Origin of the sequence: Sphingobacterium kitahiroshimense (assembly GCF_025961315.1) — a bacterium.
In the GTDB taxonomy this organism is placed as follows: Bacteria; Bacteroidota; Bacteroidia; order Sphingobacteriales; family Sphingobacteriaceae; genus Sphingobacterium; species Sphingobacterium anhuiense.
This window is the reverse complement of sequence record NZ_JAOQNK010000001.1, coordinates 4,748,188-4,764,138: the sequence shown is the minus strand read 5'-3', so window position 1 is coordinate 4,764,138 and position 15,951 is coordinate 4,748,188. Positions and strand designations below refer to the sequence as shown.

General features: G+C 35.5%; 16 protein-coding genes. 13 read left to right on the top strand and 3 right to left on the bottom strand.

Going from position 1 to position 15,951, the window contains the following annotated elements:
- The first annotated feature begins 235 nt into the window (after positions 1 to 235).
- Complete coding sequence (locus M2265_RS20700; protein ID WP_132770947.1) at positions 236 to 1,429, top strand: dicarboxylate/amino acid:cation symporter; 1,194 nt, start codon at positions 236 to 238, stop codon at positions 1,427 to 1,429.
- Between the two features lie 471 nt (positions 1,430 to 1,900).
- A complete protein-coding gene (locus M2265_RS20695) occupies positions 1,901 to 2,719 on the top strand; it encodes a ZIP family metal transporter (RefSeq protein WP_132770948.1) in 819 nt (272 codons plus the stop codon).
- 190 nt (positions 2,720 to 2,909) lie between these two features.
- Here M2265_RS20695 and M2265_RS20690 read toward each other — a convergent pair whose 3' ends face one another.
- Positions 2,910 to 4,259 carry an acyl-CoA dehydrogenase family protein gene (locus M2265_RS20690; RefSeq protein WP_132770949.1) on the bottom strand — a complete coding sequence of 450 codons (1,350 nt, stop codon included), beginning with the start codon at positions 4,257 to 4,259 and terminating at the stop codon, positions 2,910 to 2,912.
- Between the two features lie 233 nt (positions 4,260 to 4,492).
- Here M2265_RS20690 and M2265_RS20685 point away from each other — a divergent pair, with 233 nt between their 5' ends.
- From M2265_RS20685 to M2265_RS20635, 11 genes are all read left to right on the top strand, one after another.
- Positions 4,493 to 4,717 carry a hypothetical protein gene (locus tag M2265_RS20685; protein ID WP_021192479.1) on the top strand — a complete coding sequence of 75 codons (225 nt, stop codon included), beginning with the start codon at positions 4,493 to 4,495 and terminating at the stop codon, positions 4,715 to 4,717.
- Between the two features lie 148 nt (positions 4,718 to 4,865).
- Positions 4,866 to 5,084: a hypothetical protein gene (locus M2265_RS20680; protein ID WP_021192480.1), complete on the top strand. Its 219-nt coding sequence runs from the start codon at positions 4,866 to 4,868 to the stop codon at positions 5,082 to 5,084.
- Positions 5,085 to 5,209: 125 nt separating this feature from the next.
- Positions 5,210 to 6,559 (top strand): adenylosuccinate lyase, encoded by a 1,350-nt coding sequence (gene purB / locus M2265_RS20675; protein ID WP_132770950.1) that lies wholly within the window; start codon positions 5,210 to 5,212, stop codon positions 6,557 to 6,559.
- A 74-nt stretch (positions 6,560 to 6,633) separates the two neighbouring features.
- Positions 6,634 to 7,188: a NifU family protein gene (locus M2265_RS20670; protein WP_021192484.1), complete on the top strand. Its 555-nt coding sequence runs from the start codon at positions 6,634 to 6,636 to the stop codon at positions 7,186 to 7,188.
- A 358-nt stretch (positions 7,189 to 7,546) separates the two neighbouring features.
- A complete protein-coding gene (locus M2265_RS20665; RefSeq protein ID WP_021192485.1) occupies positions 7,547 to 8,395 on the top strand; it encodes a transketolase in 849 nt (282 codons plus the stop codon).
- 114 nt (positions 8,396 to 8,509) lie between these two features.
- Positions 8,510 to 9,463, top strand: coding sequence for a transketolase family protein (locus M2265_RS20660; protein ID WP_132770951.1), 954 nt, complete (start codon positions 8,510 to 8,512; stop codon positions 9,461 to 9,463).
- A gap of 26 nt (positions 9,464 to 9,489) precedes the next feature.
- Positions 9,490 to 10,035 carry an RNA polymerase sigma factor gene (locus tag M2265_RS20655; protein WP_021192487.1) on the top strand — a complete coding sequence of 182 codons (546 nt, stop codon included), beginning with the start codon at positions 9,490 to 9,492 and terminating at the stop codon, positions 10,033 to 10,035.
- 64 nt (positions 10,036 to 10,099) lie between these two features.
- Positions 10,100 to 10,894 (top strand): hypothetical protein, encoded by a 795-nt coding sequence (locus M2265_RS20650; RefSeq protein WP_132770952.1) that lies wholly within the window; start codon positions 10,100 to 10,102, stop codon positions 10,892 to 10,894.
- Entirely contained in the window at positions 10,894 to 11,322 is a 429-nt protein-coding gene (locus M2265_RS20645) for a hypothetical protein (protein ID WP_021192489.1), read from the top strand. Before M2265_RS20650 ends, M2265_RS20645 begins: the two co-directional genes overlap by 1 nt.
- A 56-nt stretch (positions 11,323 to 11,378) precedes the next feature.
- On the top strand, positions 11,379 to 12,566 hold the full coding sequence (locus tag M2265_RS20640; protein WP_132770953.1) for an aspartate aminotransferase family protein: 1,188 nt from the start codon (positions 11,379 to 11,381) through the stop codon (positions 12,564 to 12,566).
- A gap of 36 nt (positions 12,567 to 12,602) precedes the next feature.
- Entirely contained in the window at positions 12,603 to 13,364 is a 762-nt protein-coding gene (locus M2265_RS20635; RefSeq protein WP_021192491.1) for an SGNH/GDSL hydrolase family protein, read from the top strand.
- Positions 13,365 to 13,415: 51 nt separating this feature from the next.
- On the opposite strand, the gene M2265_RS20630 is transcribed toward M2265_RS20635, so the two are convergent.
- Positions 13,416 to 14,618 (bottom strand): MFS transporter, encoded by a 1,203-nt coding sequence (locus M2265_RS20630; RefSeq protein ID WP_132770954.1) that lies wholly within the window; start codon positions 14,616 to 14,618, stop codon positions 13,416 to 13,418.
- 46 nt (positions 14,619 to 14,664) lie between these two features.
- Positions 14,665 to 15,852: a class I SAM-dependent rRNA methyltransferase gene (locus tag M2265_RS20625; RefSeq protein ID WP_132770955.1), complete on the bottom strand. Its 1,188-nt coding sequence runs from the start codon at positions 15,850 to 15,852 to the stop codon at positions 14,665 to 14,667.
- Positions 15,853 to 15,951 lie beyond the last annotated feature (99 nt).

Sequence of the window (15,951 nt, the reverse complement as noted above, 5' to 3'; positions counted from 1 at the left end):
CAAAATCAACTTTATTGATGACAATTTCGTTTCTCAACAGATTAAACTCCACACATACAGATGTCAAGAATATGAATCATTCCAGATAATTAAATATATACTTTTCTTCAATACAAAGAACAAAATGGATTATCTATTGACTTCTTTTTTTAATTAATGGAGATGATAAATTCTTTTATAAATGAACTAAACGTATTATCATAAGGATAAGACATCATACAATAAAACAAATCTAATGAAAAAAATTACTGAGAATCTTCTCTTTAAAGTAATCGTCGCCATCATATCTGGTATTTTACTCGGCCTCTATCTCCCTGAGTCATTAGGAAGAATCTTAACCACATATAATTTTCTTTTTGATCAATTCTTAAAATTTTTGATTCCACTAATTATCGTTGGATTAATCATTCCATCAATTGCTCAACTAGGAAAGACTGCAGGAAAATTATTATTGACAACTGTATTGATCGCCTACGGTTCTACCTTATTTGCTGGACTTTTTTCGTACACGGTCAGCATGAGTATATTTCCAGCTTTACTTCAAAACCAGATCAACACAGACCTAATTACCGAAACAACCAAAACACTGAGTCCCTATTTCAAAATTGAGTTCCCACCCCTCTTCGACGTCATGTCCGCTTTAGTGCTTGCATTCTGTATCGGTATTGGCTTGTCAAAATTAGAAAATTCGACATTAGAAAAGGTATTTATCGATTTTGAAAAGGTAATTAGTTTTATCATCGAAAAAATGATCATCCCATTATTGCCCTTTTTCATTTTAGGTATCTTCTACGATATGACGTACACAGGTAAAGTATTCACCATACTGCATGTCTTCATCAAAATCATAGGAATTATTTTCGTCATCCATATTCTTTTGCTTGTAATTCAATTTATCATTGCAGGGATAGCCTCTAAACAAAATCCATTCAAATTATTAATGGGTATGTTGCCCGCTTATTTCACCGCCTTAGGGACACAGTCGTCTGCGGCAACGATTCCTGTAACACTAAAACAAGCAAAAAAACTTGGTGTTGATGAAGACATCGCTAATTTCAGCATCCCATTATGTGCAACAATACATCTTGCAGGAAGTACGCTGAAAATCGTTGCATGTGTACTTGCACTTATGATGATGCAAGGTATACCAATAGACTTTGTACAAATGATGGGATTTATCTGCATGTTAGGGGTAACAATGATAGCAGCACCAGGAGTACCGGGCGGAGCAATTATGGCAGCAATAGGTATAATCGGTAGTATGCTCGGTTTCAACGTCGAGAATCAAGCTTTAATGATTGCTTTATACATCGCAATGGATAGCTTCGGAACAGCCTGTAATGTAACAGGTGATGGTGCTATAGCAATTCTATTAAATGCTATTTTTAAAAAACAAGAAGCGAGTAAAGAAGAAAAAGCAAATGCTTAAGGAAAATTAATCGTAATAAACAATTTAGAATGAGAATTTCCACCCATTCTTTAACCCTTAAATAGAAAGCTGTATAAGATGGGCTGGTTAAATTTTCCAGCCCATCCTATAAATAATAAAGTATAAAACCAAGTTATCTCACAAGACTGACTATTTCCCACTCAATTCTTAAATACAGATCAGCACTAAAGATAACAGACGACTATTCAAACAGAAACAGATAAACTAAAAATTATTAGCATATACTAACAAAAATGTTAGAAATATATTTGTTAGTTCAATCTAACTTATTACTTTTGTTGCATACCATCTAAGATTAGACTTGCTTAACTTCTAACGAATCATATTTAAAAACACACTGACCCATTAATGGTAGATGATCCATCCAATCCTGAAATATTAAGTGTGGATATCTTAAAAAAATATGAGCACATTTCAAAGATGAATAAATAATGAAATAATATCACAATTATGATTGAATCAGTTATCACATACCTAGAAAGCATCGACCCTATTTTAGCCGCTCTGTATGCAACATTATTTACATGGCTAGTCACTGCTTTGGGCGCTTCATTTGTATTCCTATTTAAAAAAATGAATAAAAATGTCATGGACGGCATGTTAGGATTCACGGGTGGGGTAATGGTAGCCGCAAGTGTTTGGAGTCTCCTCATACCCGCCATCGACATGAGCGAAGGCACTGGTTTTGCACAAGTCGTCCCAGCTGTAGTCGGATTTTTAATTGGCGCGGCATTCTTATTTAGTATAGACAAAGTTTTACCTCACCTACATATCAATTTTAAAAAAGTGGAAGGAGTAAAGACTCCATGGCAAAAAACAACTTTAATGATTTTAGCCATTACACTTCATAATATCCCCGAAGGACTTGCCGTAGGTGTTCTTTTCGGGAGTGTTGCTGCAGGGATTCCAGAAGCGACAATTGCTGGGGCTGTCATCTTGGCGACTGGAATAGGTTTACAAAATTTCCCTGAAGGTATAGCAGTCGCAATGCCACTAAGAAGAATGGGAATGAGCAGACGAAAAAGTTTTTTCTACGGACAAGCATCCGCAATTGTAGAACCAATTGCCGGTGTTTTGGGGGCAATGGCAGTAGTTACTTTTACACCCATACTTCCTTATGCACTAGCATTTGCGGCCGGAGCCATGATCTTTGTAGTGGTAGAAGAAGTTATACCTGAAGCGCAACAAAATAAAAATTCAGACATCGCAACAATCGGATTTATAGGAGGTTTCATTTTAATGATGACTTTAGATGTAGCCCTAGGATAAAATTCAATTAAGCATAAAAAAGGATCAAAATAATAAATTTTGATCCTTTTTTATTGTCGCACCGGAAATCTCAAAGAAAATAGGATAAAATAACCCACAGCTAAGCTAAAGATCATCGGTTAATTAAATAATCCAATTTTGAATATAATCTACGGTAAAAGAATTCACAGTTAAACATGACTCTCAATTATTATACAAAAGCACTAAAACCTGTAATGCTACGTCCTACAATCAATGAATTAATTTCTTTAGTCCCCTCATATGAGTAAATAGCTTCCGCATCTGCTAAAAATCGAGCAACATTATATTCAAGTAAAATTCCATTTCCCCCCATCACCTCTCTAGCTTTAGACACAATATCACGTGTTCTTAATGAGCAAAAAACTTTTGCAAGTGATGCGTGCTCATCTTTTAAGTCGCCGTTATCCTGCATTTCAGATAAACGATAAACCAACGTCTGCATAGCCGTTAAATTAGATAGCATTTCAACCAAATGATTTTGAATCAACTGAAAAGATGCAATAGGTTTTCCAAATTGCTCTCGCTTTCGGGTATAATCAAGCGCATTTTCATAAGCTCCTCGTGCACAACCTACCGCCATCCAGGCAACTCCAGCACGTGTCATCTGCAACACTTTAGCAGTATCTTTGAAACTATTAGCATGCTGCAATCGGTCCGATTCAGGAACGACACAATCCGTCAATGTAATCAAACCATTCTGAACGATTCGCAAAGCCATCTTTCCTTTTATTTTTTCGACAGCAAAACCTGGATTTTCCCTTCGCACGATAAAGCCCTTCACTTGTCCATCATCCAGATCTCTAGCCCAAATTATCGTAATATCTGAAAAAGTACTATTTCCTATCCATTTCTTTTGACCATTCAAAACCCAGCCAGATTCAGTTTTTTTACAAGTACAAGTCAATCCCCCCGCAGCTCCGGATCCTACTTCAGGTTCGGTCAGTCCAAAAGCTCCGATCACCTTCATCTGCTGCATACGTGGTAACCATTCCTGCTTTTGCTCATCAGATCCACATATATATATTGACCCCATTGCCAATCCACTCTGTACCCCAAAAAATGTCGCAATTGAAGCATCGACCCGGGCAATCTCTGCTGCAATAACGCCCTCCATCAAAGAACTTCCTCCAGCACAGCCATATCCATCATAAGTATATCCGCATATATTTAAAGCTGCAAACTTTTCAATAATTTCAAAAGGAAACTCATCCCGTAACCAATAGTTATTAACAATAGGACTGATCTCCTTCTCCATAAAATCACGAACTTTCAATTGCGTAATCTTATCAGCGGTCGACAATTTTTCTTCAATATGATAAAAATCTCCATTGATCGGAGGCAACTCCTTTTTCTTGCTTGTTGCCGTCAGTAATTTCATAGCACTCTTCAATTGATTATCATCCATTTTCGAAACAGCATTCAATACCTGACCCAAGTCAATTTTTTGAGAAATCTTTTGCAATTGTTCTAAATCAACAGCTTTTAGCAGATCTAGTATATTTTTCATTTTATCAAACATAGCATCATTCTTTTAGTAACAGTTGTCTACAATTTGTCTTTTCAATATACACTATTTAAAACAGAATGTTCTATAACATCGAAAAAGACCAAATAATAATTAAAAATAAAAAACTGATTTACAAGTCATTACATAATTTTAAAAAAATAATATTTTTTTCAGGTTACCTTTTAACTTTCTAAGTATTAATGTTTAAATAACAATTTTGTTTCCATTAATTTAGAAAAATCAAAATGAAAAATTCATTCAAATTCGCTTTCTTAGGATTAGCTTTAACTGTAGCTTTCGCTTCTTGTGGTGGTGCTGAAACTAAAACTAATGCTACTGCTGACTCAGCTGCTGCTTTAGTTGATTCTGCTGCTACTGTTTTAGATTCTGCAGCTAACAAAGTTGACTCTGCTGCTGCAAAAGTTGATTCTGCTGCTGCGAAAGTTGATTCTGCTGTTACTAAAAAATAATTTTAGTACTGTCCGAAGACATAAAAGCTTGCATTTTAACGATGTAAGCTTTCTTTTAAAAAAAAGATAAAATAAACGGGTTACCTTTTCAATTTTAAGGTATAAACCTTTAAATAAAGAAATTTTAATAAAATTTAATAAAATCAAAATGAAAAATTCATTCAAATTCGCTTTCTTAGGATTAGCTTTAACTGTAGCTTTCGCTTCTTGTAATGGTACTGCAAACAAATCAGAAACTGCTTCTGATTCAACTGCTATCGATTCAGCTAACACAGTTATCGATTCAGCTAACACAGCTATTGATTCAGCTAAAACTGTAGTTGATTCAGCTAAAGTTGCTATTGATTCAGCAAAAGCTGCTCACTAATTTCAGGGAACTGATTTTAAAAATATAAAAAGCCCCACATGTTGGGGCTTTTTTTGTTATATACCTCGCATTTAAATTGATAAGCTCCTCTCATTTTTTTACCTTTGCACAAACAAAAATGTATTATGGCCTTATCATCACTTACCGCCGTATCTCCAGTAGACGGTCGCTATCATAACGCAACGCAAGAATTAGGCGCTTATTTTTCAGAATTTGCCTTAATTAAATATCGGGTTTTAGTAGAAGTTGAATATTTCATCGCTCTTTCTCAATCAGGAATTGAACAATTAAGTCATTTTGACGGCTCGTTGAATGAAAAATTACGTGATCTATATAGAAACTTTACTGAAGAAGATGCTATTTGGATAAAGAATACTGAAAAAGTAACGAACCATGATGTCAAAGCAGTTGAATACTTTTTAAAGGATCAATTTGAAAAACTTGGCCTACATGACTCTTTAGAATTTATTCATTTTGGCTTAACCTCTCAAGATATAAACAACACGGCTATTCCATACTCATGGAAAGATGCGATCGCAGCTGTCTATACACCAGCGATAGAAGAGTTGATCCAAGAATTAACAACATTATCTAGTGATTGGTCCAATGTATCCATGTTAGCACGTACACACGGCCAACCCGCGTCCCCAACACGTTTAGGAAAAGAAATCAAAGTTTTCGTGGAACGTATCCAACGCCAATTTGATCAATTAAAAGCGGTGCCTTACTCCGCAAAATTTGGTGGAGCTACTGGTAATTTCAATGCACATCATGTTGCATACCCACAGACAGACTGGGTAGCCTTTGGAAATAAATTTGTTAATGAATCTCTGGGCCTAAGTCGTTCACAAACAACCACCCAAATTGAACATTACGACAATTTTGCAGCAAGCTGTGATGCTTTCAAACGCATTAACACGATATTAATTGATTTGTGCCGCGACATCTGGACTTATGTGTCAATGGAATATTTCAAACAAAAAATTACTGCTGGTCAAATAGGATCCTCAGCAATGCCACATAAAGTAAATCCGATTGATTTTGAAAATGCAGAAGGAAATTTAGGAATTGCAAATGCATTATTTGAACACTTAGCAGCAAAATTACCTATTTCTCGTTTACAGAGGGATTTAACAGATTCAACAGTATTGCGTAATATCGGCGTTCCTTTTGCGCATACACTAATTGCAATCAAATCTACTTTAAGAGGTTTACGAAAATTGATATTAAATGAGCAGGCATTGCAAGCAGATCTAAATAATAACTGGGCAGTTGTTGCAGAGGCAATTCAAACAGTATTAAGAAGAGAGGGCTACCCTAAACCATACGAAGCTCTAAAAGATTTAACACGTACAAACACGCATGTAACGGAAGAAACAATTGCTGAATTTGTGGACAATTTAAATGTTACAGATAAAGTTAAGGCTGAACTAAAATCAATAAGCCCTTCTAGTTACACAGGTGTAAGTCTATAAGCTTTTACGCTTTAATGACTAACATCACCTGATTTTTAACTTATATTTGTCATTCGAAATAGACAAAGATTAATATGGCAACAATTAACGTATATACTGAATCCACTCCGAATCCATCGACGATGAAATTTTTGGTCAATAAGTTATTGATCAACGGCAGCTTGGATTATGCGGATAAGGATAAAGCACAAGAATCAGCTTTTGCAAAAGAATTATTCAAATTTAATTTTGTAAACGGTGTATTTTTCGCAAGCAACTTTGTTACAGTAACCAAGAGTGAAGATGCTGAGTGGACTGATATTGAAGCATTATTAAAAGACTTTATAAAAGGTGCAGTAGAGTCTGAACTTGCAGTAAAACCTATTGAACATACCGAAGATGTAGCTTTTGAAGGTTCTGATATTGAAATTAAAATTCAACAGGTATTACATGACTATGTACGTCCTGCCGTTGAACAAGATGGTGGTGCTATCGCTTATAAATCATTTAGTGATGGCGTTGTAACTGTTGAGTTACGCGGATCTTGCAGTGGCTGTCCGTCATCAAGTATCACCTTAAAATCTGGGATCGAAGGCTTACTAAAACGTATGGTTCCTGAAGTCGAAGAAGTTGTAGCTGAATCGATGTAAAAGATACAGTTATCTAAAGTAAAAAGCCGTTCTATTATGAACGGCTTTTTTTTTGAATTCTTAATTTATAAACGTGATATTCATATCCATAAAATATGCATGCGATATAATTCTTGCTTATAAAAAAATGAACCATAGCCACCATACAATCAAGCTGATAACTATTATAACACACATACATAATTGGATAAGTTCATTATTTATGACTCATGAGTTAAATAAAAAACACATCTTCTAAATAGAACAAACTAGAAGACAATTTTGAATCGTTATTTTGTCCCTAAAATTTACAATTTATAACCCCTACTCTATTAAAAATGACTAACTTTACGGCTAATTGTGAAATCAATATATTAAAATGAGTGCAGATATCAATAAACTAGAACAAATTGCATCACAAGTAAGACGTGACATCGTACGTATGGTACATGCTTGCCAATCTGGCCACCCAGGTGGATCATTAGGTTGTACGGACTACTTAGTTGCTCTTTATTTCAATGCAATGAAACGTAATCCATCTTTCGATATGGATGGCATCGGTGAAGATTTATTTTTCTTATCAAATGGCCACATTTCGCCAGTTTTCTACAGTACACTTGCACGAGCAGGATACTTTGAAGTAAGCGAATTAGCTACTTTCAGAAAAATCAATTCTCGTCTTCAAGGACACCCGACTACACACGAAGGTCTTCCTGGAATTCGTATTGCATCTGGTTCACTAGGCCAAGGACTTTCTGCTGCAATTGGTGCTGCTCAAGCTAAAAAATTAAACAAAGACACAAATTTAGTCTATGTTTTAATGGGTGATGGTGAATTGCAAGAAGGTCAAGTTTGGGAAGCAGCAATGTATGCTCCTCATAATAAAGTAGACAATCTGATTGCAGCGGTTGATTATAACCGTGCTCAAATTGATGGTTCTACAGATCAAGTTCTTTCATTAGGCGATCTTCGCGCTAAATGGGAAGCTTTTGGATGGGATGTATTAGAAGTAGCAAAAGGTAATGATATGACCTCCGTAGTTGCTGGACTTGAAGAAGCAAAATCTCATACAGGTAAAGGTAAACCAGTAATTATATTATTACATACTGAAATGGGGAATGGTGTTGATTTCATGATGGGATCTCACAAATGGCACGGTGTTGCTCCAAATAATGATCAATTAGCTTCGGCTTTAGGTCAGTTAACAGAAACTTTGGGCGATTATTAATTATATTAGATATTAGTATTTAAAACATTAGTATTTAGAAATTGACCCACAAACGTCATTTGAAGAAATCTAAGTACGAGCTATTCTATACTAACTACTCCATACTAGTAAAAAATGAAAAAATATACTTTCACAGAATCAAAAGATACCCGTTCAGGATTTGGTGCTGGATTATTAGAAGCAGGTAAACAAGACGAAAATGTTGTTGCTTTATGTGCTGATTTAATCGGATCATTAAAAATGAATGATTTTATAAATGAATTTCCAGAACGTTTCTTCCAAATTGGTATTGCTGAAGCAAATATGATGGGAATCGCAGCTGGTTTGACAATTGGTGGTAAAATTCCTTTTACAGGAACATTTGCGAACTTCTCAACGGGTCGTGTTTACGATCAAATTCGCCAATCTATCGCCTATTCTGACAAAAATGTTAAAATTGCTGCTTCACACGCTGGATTAACATTAGGTGAAGATGGTGCTACACACCAAATCTTAGAAGATATTGGTTTGATGAAAATGTTACCTGGAATGACAGTTATCAATCCTTGTGATTTCAATCAAACTAAAGCTGCAACAATTGCTGCAGCAAAATTTGAAGGTCCTGTTTACTTACGTTTTGGACGTCCGGTAGTTCCTAACTTCACTCCTGCTGACCAAGAATTTGTAATTGGAAAAGCAGTAACACTAAACGAAGGAACTGATGTAACAATTATCGCAACAGGACATTTGGTATGGGAGGCTATCCAGGCTGGTGAGCAATTAGCAGCGTTGGGCATTGATGCTGAAATCATCAACATCCACACCATTAAACCTTTAGACGAAGAAGCTATTTTAAAATCAGTTGCTAAAACAAAATGTGTAGTAACTGCAGAAGAACACAATCGTTTAGGCGGTTTGGGAGATAGTGTAGCTCAAGTTTTAGCTAAAAACTTACCAACTCCCCAAGAATTTGTAGCAGTAGATGATAGCTTCGGCGAATCAGGTACTCCTGCTCAATTAATGGAAAAATATGGTTTGAATGCGGCAGCAATTGTTGCGGCAGCACAACGTGTTATTAACAGAAAATAAAAAAACAAACATCACAACGTCAATATATGGAAGATGCTTTAATTATTTCAAAATTTGCTAACGAAAGTACGCGCGAAGAAGCATTTAATCAGCTGCTGACCAAATATCAGCAAAAAATATATTGGCATGTGAGAAGAATGGTCATTGATCATGATGATGCAGATGATGTTGTCCAAGACATATTCATTAAAGTATGGCGAAATCTGGCGAACTTCCGTGAGGATTCCCAATTATATACTTGGCTGTACCGCATTGCGACCAATGAATGTATTACATTCTTGAATAAGAAAAAACTTAAGCAGAACGTATCGTTGGATGACGATAGTTCTGCTTATTTAGCAGACTCTTTATCAAGTGGTAGTTACTTTAGTGGTGATAAAGCACAAATGAAATTACAACAGGCTTTATTAACACTTCCAGAAAAACAAAAACTTGTTTTTAACATGAAATACTTTGATGATATGAAATATGATGAAATCTCAGAAGTACTAGGAACAAGTGTTGGTGCCTTGAAAGCATCATATCATTTAGCTGTAAAAAAAATAGAAGCTTTTTTTCATAACAACGATTAAACCTTTTTTGATTTAGGTACTCTAATGATTTATAATGAAGGAAAATAACACATATCATGAGGGAATGGAAGCTAATAATCTACCCGATTCACTGCGTGTAAATCCTTTTGACGTGCCCAAAGATTACTTCAAAGATTTAAATGAATCTTTGATTGCTCAAGTCAAATTGGAATCATCACCAAAAGAAATCCGAGATGTACCCGTTGGCTATTTTGAAAAACTTCAACAAAATATCTTAGGCAAAGTAGCTGAAGAAAAGCTAAAAGATCAGATTAAAACCGATGGCTTTAGTCATCCAGATGATTACTTTTCGTCTTTACAAAATAATATATTACTAAAAGTAACGGAAGATAATTTAAAATCTAAAGTGACTCAAGATGGATTTGAAACCCCATCTTTATATTTCAATGAATTTAACGAGCAGATAGCCGCAAAAATAATTACGGACAATTTAAAACAAGTAGTTATTACAGATGGTTTTGAAGCTCCTAATAAATATTTTGAATCATTAACGGCTAAAATTACTAAATCGATTCATGCAGGCTTGCCATCAGATCTTCCAGCTGAAGTTCCTATTCATTCTATTAAAAGGAAAATTCCTTGGAATAAATATGCTGTAGCAGCATCTCTAGTGGCCATTTTGGGTATTGGAAGTTATTTTGGATTCCAAAATAGCACTCAAGAACAGAAGAATCTTACACATGTGTCAGACCAGGAAATCATTAATTACCTAGCACAAACAGGAAATAGTGATGATTTATTATATGTTGCAAAATATATCGATGATGAAGACATAGTAGGAACAAATGGTAAAATTAAGGACAAAGATATTGAGGATTATCTTAAATACACGTTATAATGATGTCAAAGATTAAGAATATAATTATCATATTTTGTTTCTGTATTGTAGGTCTATCAACCACTTATGCACAGGACAATGAACGTTTTCAAATCATTGAAAATGAAAAAATTGCTTTTATTACAAGAGAATTAAATCTATCACGAAAAGAAGCTCAAGATTTTTTTCCTATTTATAATGAATATTCAAAGGAAATGTGGAATGTTAAAAAAGCTAAAACAGGAAATAGTCCTTCGAGAAATAATCTCCGTGGAAATTCTCGCGATGTTATCGCTTATGATGCAAAAGAACTAGAGATCAAGAAAAATTATCGTGAAAAATTTTCCAAAGTTATTGGAACTTCACGCTCCTCTCAATTTTTTCAAGTCGAACAGGAGTTTCGAGAATACTTGATTAAATCGCTCAATAATCGAAAAAACAATAATTAATACGCATATAAGAAGAAGTCCAAAAGACTTCTTCTTTTTTTTAAACAACTAATAAGATGCTAAATAATCGGGAACTTTTTCTGCTAAATACGGCTCAAACATCAAATTCACCAAGGATGATTGAAATAGCAAAAGCAGAAGGAGTCTATTTATATGGACCAAATGGTGAAGAATATATGGATTTGGTTTCAGGATTCAATGTCAGTAATATTGGGCATAGAAATCCAAAAGTTATCCAGGCAATCAAAGATCAGCTTGAAAAATACTTACATGTTACTGTATATGGTGAATTTGTACAAGCTCCACAAGTTGAATTTGCAACTGACTTATTAGCTGTACTTCCAAAACAATTTGAATCAGTCTATTTTACCAATTCAGGCGCAGAGGCCGTCGAAGGAAGTATGAAGGTAGCAAAGCGCTTTACTGGAAGAAGACAGATTATAGCAGCGAAAAAAGCATATCACGGCAGTACACAGGGAGCATTAAGCCTTATCGGAAATGAAGAATATCATACTGCATACGCACCATTACTTCCCGAAATAGAATTCATAACATTCAATAATAGTGATGACTTATCGCTGATCACAGAAAAGACTGCAGCTGTAATTATTGAAGCTATACAAGGAGAAGCTGGAGTACGTGTTCCTGATATTTCATATATGCAGGCTTTACGTAAACGTTGTAATGAAACAGGAACATTGCTAGTCTTTGATGAGATTCAAACAGGCTTTGGTAGAACTGGAAAGTTATTTGCATTCGAACATTATGATATCGTACCTGATATTCTCATGCTTGCCAAAGGTATCGGTGGCGGTATGCCTTTAGGAGCATTCGTTGCATCGAAGCAAGTGATGGATGTAATCAAAGACAATCCGATGCTCGGTCATATCACGACTTTTGGCGGACATCCTGTTAGTTGTGCGGCCGCAAAAGCATCTTTAGAATTCATCAGAGAAAATCAATTGGTAGAACAAGTTGCTGAGAAAGAACAACTATTCAGAACACTATTACAACATCCTAAAATTATAGAAATTAGAGGAAAAGGATTGATGATGTGTCTACAGCTTGAAACTTTTGACCAGGTTTATAATGTGAGTAATTATTGCGCACAACAAGGAATCATGATTGATTGGTATTTACATTGTGAAACAGCATTGCGTGTAGCTCCTCCTTTGACCATCACAAACGATGAAATTGAAAAAGCTTGTAAAATTATCCTTGATGGTATAGAAAAATATACTTAGTTTTTTTATATTTAGTCTATCAACGTATAACTAAATATGAAAACGAATCGCAGATCATTTATTACAAAAAGTATTATTGGCGCTAGTTTATTAACTAACGCCAATTTATTTTCTGCTCAGGCTGAAAGCCTGGACAACCTAAATAAATCAAAAAGAATAAGTATAAGCAAAGACGATGTAATCTTATTTCAAGGAGACTCAATCACGGATAATGGTCGGGATAGAAAAAATAAAAATGCAAATGACAACTGGGCGTTAGGTTCTGGTTATGCAAATCTAGCCGCCGCGGTGCTGTTAGAAAAATATGCCGATAAAAATCTCAAGATATACAATCGCGGTATCAGTGGAAATCGAATACCAGATTTGCAAAATAGATGGCAAGAAGATACCATCGATATTCAACCCACTATTCTAAGTATTCTGATCGGTGTAAACGATTTTTGGAGAACAAAGGATAGTGGTGCAACAAATACACCAGAACAGTTTAAGAAACAATACCAGACTTTATTACAGCAGACGCTATCAAAATTACCGAACGTAAAGCTGATTATAGGAGAGCCATTCGGCGTTAAAAATGTACAACATGTTACAGAGGACTGGTTTCCCGACTTCGCAGGTTACCAACAAGCTTGTGTTGATATCTCAAAAGAATTTAATGCTTCATTAATTCCATATCAATCAATATTTGATAATGCCGAACAAAAGGCCTCAGGCTCTTATTGGACAACAGATGGAGTTCACACTTCGTTAGCTGGAGCCAGTTTAATGGCAAAAGGATGGCTCGATGTTATAAAATAAATAAAGCGCTCCATGGAGCACTTTATTTATTTTATGTAAAGCAAAGAAGATTTACATCACATCTTTATAAGCTGTTTTTTGTAGATTCGGCAAGAAATATGCAACGACGCCAATAAGCGGTAGATAAGAACATACATGATAAATAAACTCAATCGATGTATGGTCCGCCTGCCAGCCTAATAACGCTGATCCCAAACCACCCATACCAAATGCGAAACCATAGAATAAGCCAGAAACCATACCTAATTTTTTAGGCAACAGCTCCTGTGCATAAACAATGATAGCTGGGAATGCCGATGATAAGATTAAACCTATAATAACCACTAATACACCAGTCATGGTATAATCTGCATAGGGCAATAGTAAAGAAAAAGGCGCGACTCCCAAAACTGAAAACCAAATCACATACTTTCTTCCGAAACGGTCACCAAAAATTCCACCTAACAATGTGCCCGCCGCAACAGCAATTAAGAAGTAAAATAGATACACTTGCGCTTGAATTTCCGTTAAACCAAACTTCTCCATGGTATAAAACTGAAAATAATTAGTAATACTAGCAATGTAAAAGTACTTCGAGATAATTAATAGCATCAGGACAACAACCGTTAGCACTACACGAGCTTCCGATAGATCCGGTATACGCATACCAGCACTTGCATTTTTAGCTCTATTTTTAAGCTTTTCACTATACCAACTGCCAATATAATAAGAAACAATCTGCCCTATGATTCCAATAACACAAAACCAGGCAATAGATGATTGTCCTTTCGGTAAAACAAGATATGCGACGATAATTGGAGCCAGCGCAGTACCTGCATTACCTCCGATCTGAAAAATAGATTGTGCCATACTTCGTTTTCCGCCAGATGCCATATAAGCAACTCGGGAAGATTCAGGATGAAATATCGAAGAACCTATCCCAACCAAAAATACAGCACACAAAATCAAAGCATAACTTGGCGCATAAGCAAAAAGTGCCATGCCCGAAATCGAAAAAGTCATACCGATAATCTGCGAATAAGGCATTGGTCGCTTATCTGTAAACGAACCTACAACAGGTTGAAAAATAGATGCCGCGATCTGATATACAAGCGTTATAATTCCAATCTGAGAAAAACTCAAATGATGTTCTTCTTTTAATAAAGGATAAACTGACGGAATAACACCCTGAATCATATCATTTAATAAATGAGCGAAACTAACTGCGAGTAAAATAGAAAACTCGGGCCTAATCTTATTATTTTGTACTTCCATAACGTAAAAAAGAGGTTCCCCACATTTAGAAACCTCTTTTATTTTTTTAAATAACTCTTACTAATAATCCTTTTAAATATTCCCCTTCTGGGAATGATGCTCTTACCGGATGGTCATCTGGTTGATGAAATTGTCTAATAAACTGTATTTCTTTGCCGGCATCCAATGCTGCCCATGCCAATACTTGCTTAAAAGTGTCAATGTCCATAGCAGAAGAACATGAAAAAGTAGCCAATAAACCTCCCGATTCCAAAAGCAATAATCCTCTTCTATTCAGATCCTTATATGCACGTGAAGCACGTTCTAACGAAGATCTTGAAGGAGCATACTTTGGTGGATCTAATACAATGACATCAAATTTTTGCTGCTCTTCAGCAAATACCTTCAATTGCTTATTCACATCAGATTGGATAGCAACATGTGCTTCTTCACTATATCCATTTAACAGAATATTACGTCTCAACGTTTCAATTGCTAAAGCAGAACTGTCCACAGAAGTAACGCTTGCCGCCCCTTCATGGAAAGCATTTAAAGTAAAACCGCCAGAATAACAAAAGCAATCCAGCACCTTTTTACCCTTCACATATTGAGCTGTTAAAGCTCTATTCTCTCTTTGATCACAATAAAAGCCTGATTTTTGGCCATCTATAATATTCACCTGATAACGAATACCATTTTCAATAATCTCAACAAACTCAGGTGGAAGTTCTCCAAAAAGTAAACCGTTTGTATCCGGCAATCCCTCATGCTCGCGTGATTTAAGATCTGAACGCTCATAAATCCCCTTAGGACTTAATAATTTGTTCAGCTCATCAATAACCACATCCTTGATTCTTTCAACCCCTGCAGCATGAACTTGTATTGAGATATAATCAGCATACTTATCCACAATCAATCCAGGAACAAAATCTGCCTCAGCAAAAATCAACCTTGCAGTATCATTCTTTCCTTCAATCAATAAATGACGGCGTGCTTCAACAGCCTTTTGAATACGCTTGCGCCACCATTGTTCGTTGATCTGTTGATCAGGATGCCATTCTAATAAACGAACAGCTACACGAGATGAATCGTGAAAAAGTCCGAAAGCAATAAACTCATTTTCTGCATTAAAAACAGTAACAACATCCCCGTTATCGGGTGCACCATCTATACGCTTTATTGCACCAGAAAAGACCCAAGGATGAAGTTGCCAAGCTGCCTTATCTTTTCCTTTATTCAGAATAATTTTTTTCATCGGAACAAAAGTACAGGTTTTCAACTTATTTGAAACATCTTGCCACCTAAATTTATCATAAGTTTAAATCTCGATGTTTATCTAAAACTCTTCAAAAAA

What these genes read in the sequence shown, in the direction of transcription:
- M2265_RS20700 (WP_132770947.1), top strand. Translation starts at nt 236, where the DNA reads ATGAAAAAAATTACTGAGAATCTTCTCTTTAAAGTAATCGTCGCCATC.
- M2265_RS20695 (WP_132770948.1), top strand. Translation starts at nt 1,901, where the DNA reads ATGATTGAATCAGTTATCACATACCTAGAAAGCATCGACCCTATTTTA.
- M2265_RS20690 (WP_132770949.1), bottom strand. Translation starts at nt 4,259, where the DNA reads ATGTTTGATAAAATGAAAAATATACTAGATCTGCTAAAAGCTGTTGAT.
- M2265_RS20685 (WP_021192479.1), top strand. Translation starts at nt 4,493, where the DNA reads ATGAAAAATTCATTCAAATTCGCTTTCTTAGGATTAGCTTTAACTGTA.
- M2265_RS20680 (WP_021192480.1), top strand. Translation starts at nt 4,866, where the DNA reads ATGAAAAATTCATTCAAATTCGCTTTCTTAGGATTAGCTTTAACTGTA.
- purB (WP_132770950.1), top strand. Translation starts at nt 5,210, where the DNA reads ATGGCCTTATCATCACTTACCGCCGTATCTCCAGTAGACGGTCGCTAT.
- M2265_RS20670 (WP_021192484.1), top strand. Translation starts at nt 6,634, where the DNA reads ATGGCAACAATTAACGTATATACTGAATCCACTCCGAATCCATCGACG.
- M2265_RS20665 (WP_021192485.1), top strand. Translation starts at nt 7,547, where the DNA reads ATGAGTGCAGATATCAATAAACTAGAACAAATTGCATCACAAGTAAGA.
- M2265_RS20660 (WP_132770951.1), top strand. Translation starts at nt 8,510, where the DNA reads ATGAAAAAATATACTTTCACAGAATCAAAAGATACCCGTTCAGGATTT.
- M2265_RS20655 (WP_021192487.1), top strand. Translation starts at nt 9,490, where the DNA reads ATGGAAGATGCTTTAATTATTTCAAAATTTGCTAACGAAAGTACGCGC.
- M2265_RS20650 (WP_132770952.1), top strand. Translation starts at nt 10,100, where the DNA reads ATGGAAGCTAATAATCTACCCGATTCACTGCGTGTAAATCCTTTTGAC.
- M2265_RS20645 (WP_021192489.1), top strand. Translation starts at nt 10,894, where the DNA reads ATGATGTCAAAGATTAAGAATATAATTATCATATTTTGTTTCTGTATT.
- M2265_RS20640 (WP_132770953.1), top strand. Translation starts at nt 11,379, where the DNA reads ATGCTAAATAATCGGGAACTTTTTCTGCTAAATACGGCTCAAACATCA.
- M2265_RS20635 (WP_021192491.1), top strand. Translation starts at nt 12,603, where the DNA reads ATGAAAACGAATCGCAGATCATTTATTACAAAAAGTATTATTGGCGCT.
- M2265_RS20630 (WP_132770954.1), bottom strand. Translation starts at nt 14,618, where the DNA reads ATGGAAGTACAAAATAATAAGATTAGGCCCGAGTTTTCTATTTTACTC.
- M2265_RS20625 (WP_132770955.1), bottom strand. Translation starts at nt 15,852, where the DNA reads ATGAAAAAAATTATTCTGAATAAAGGAAAAGATAAGGCAGCTTGGCAA.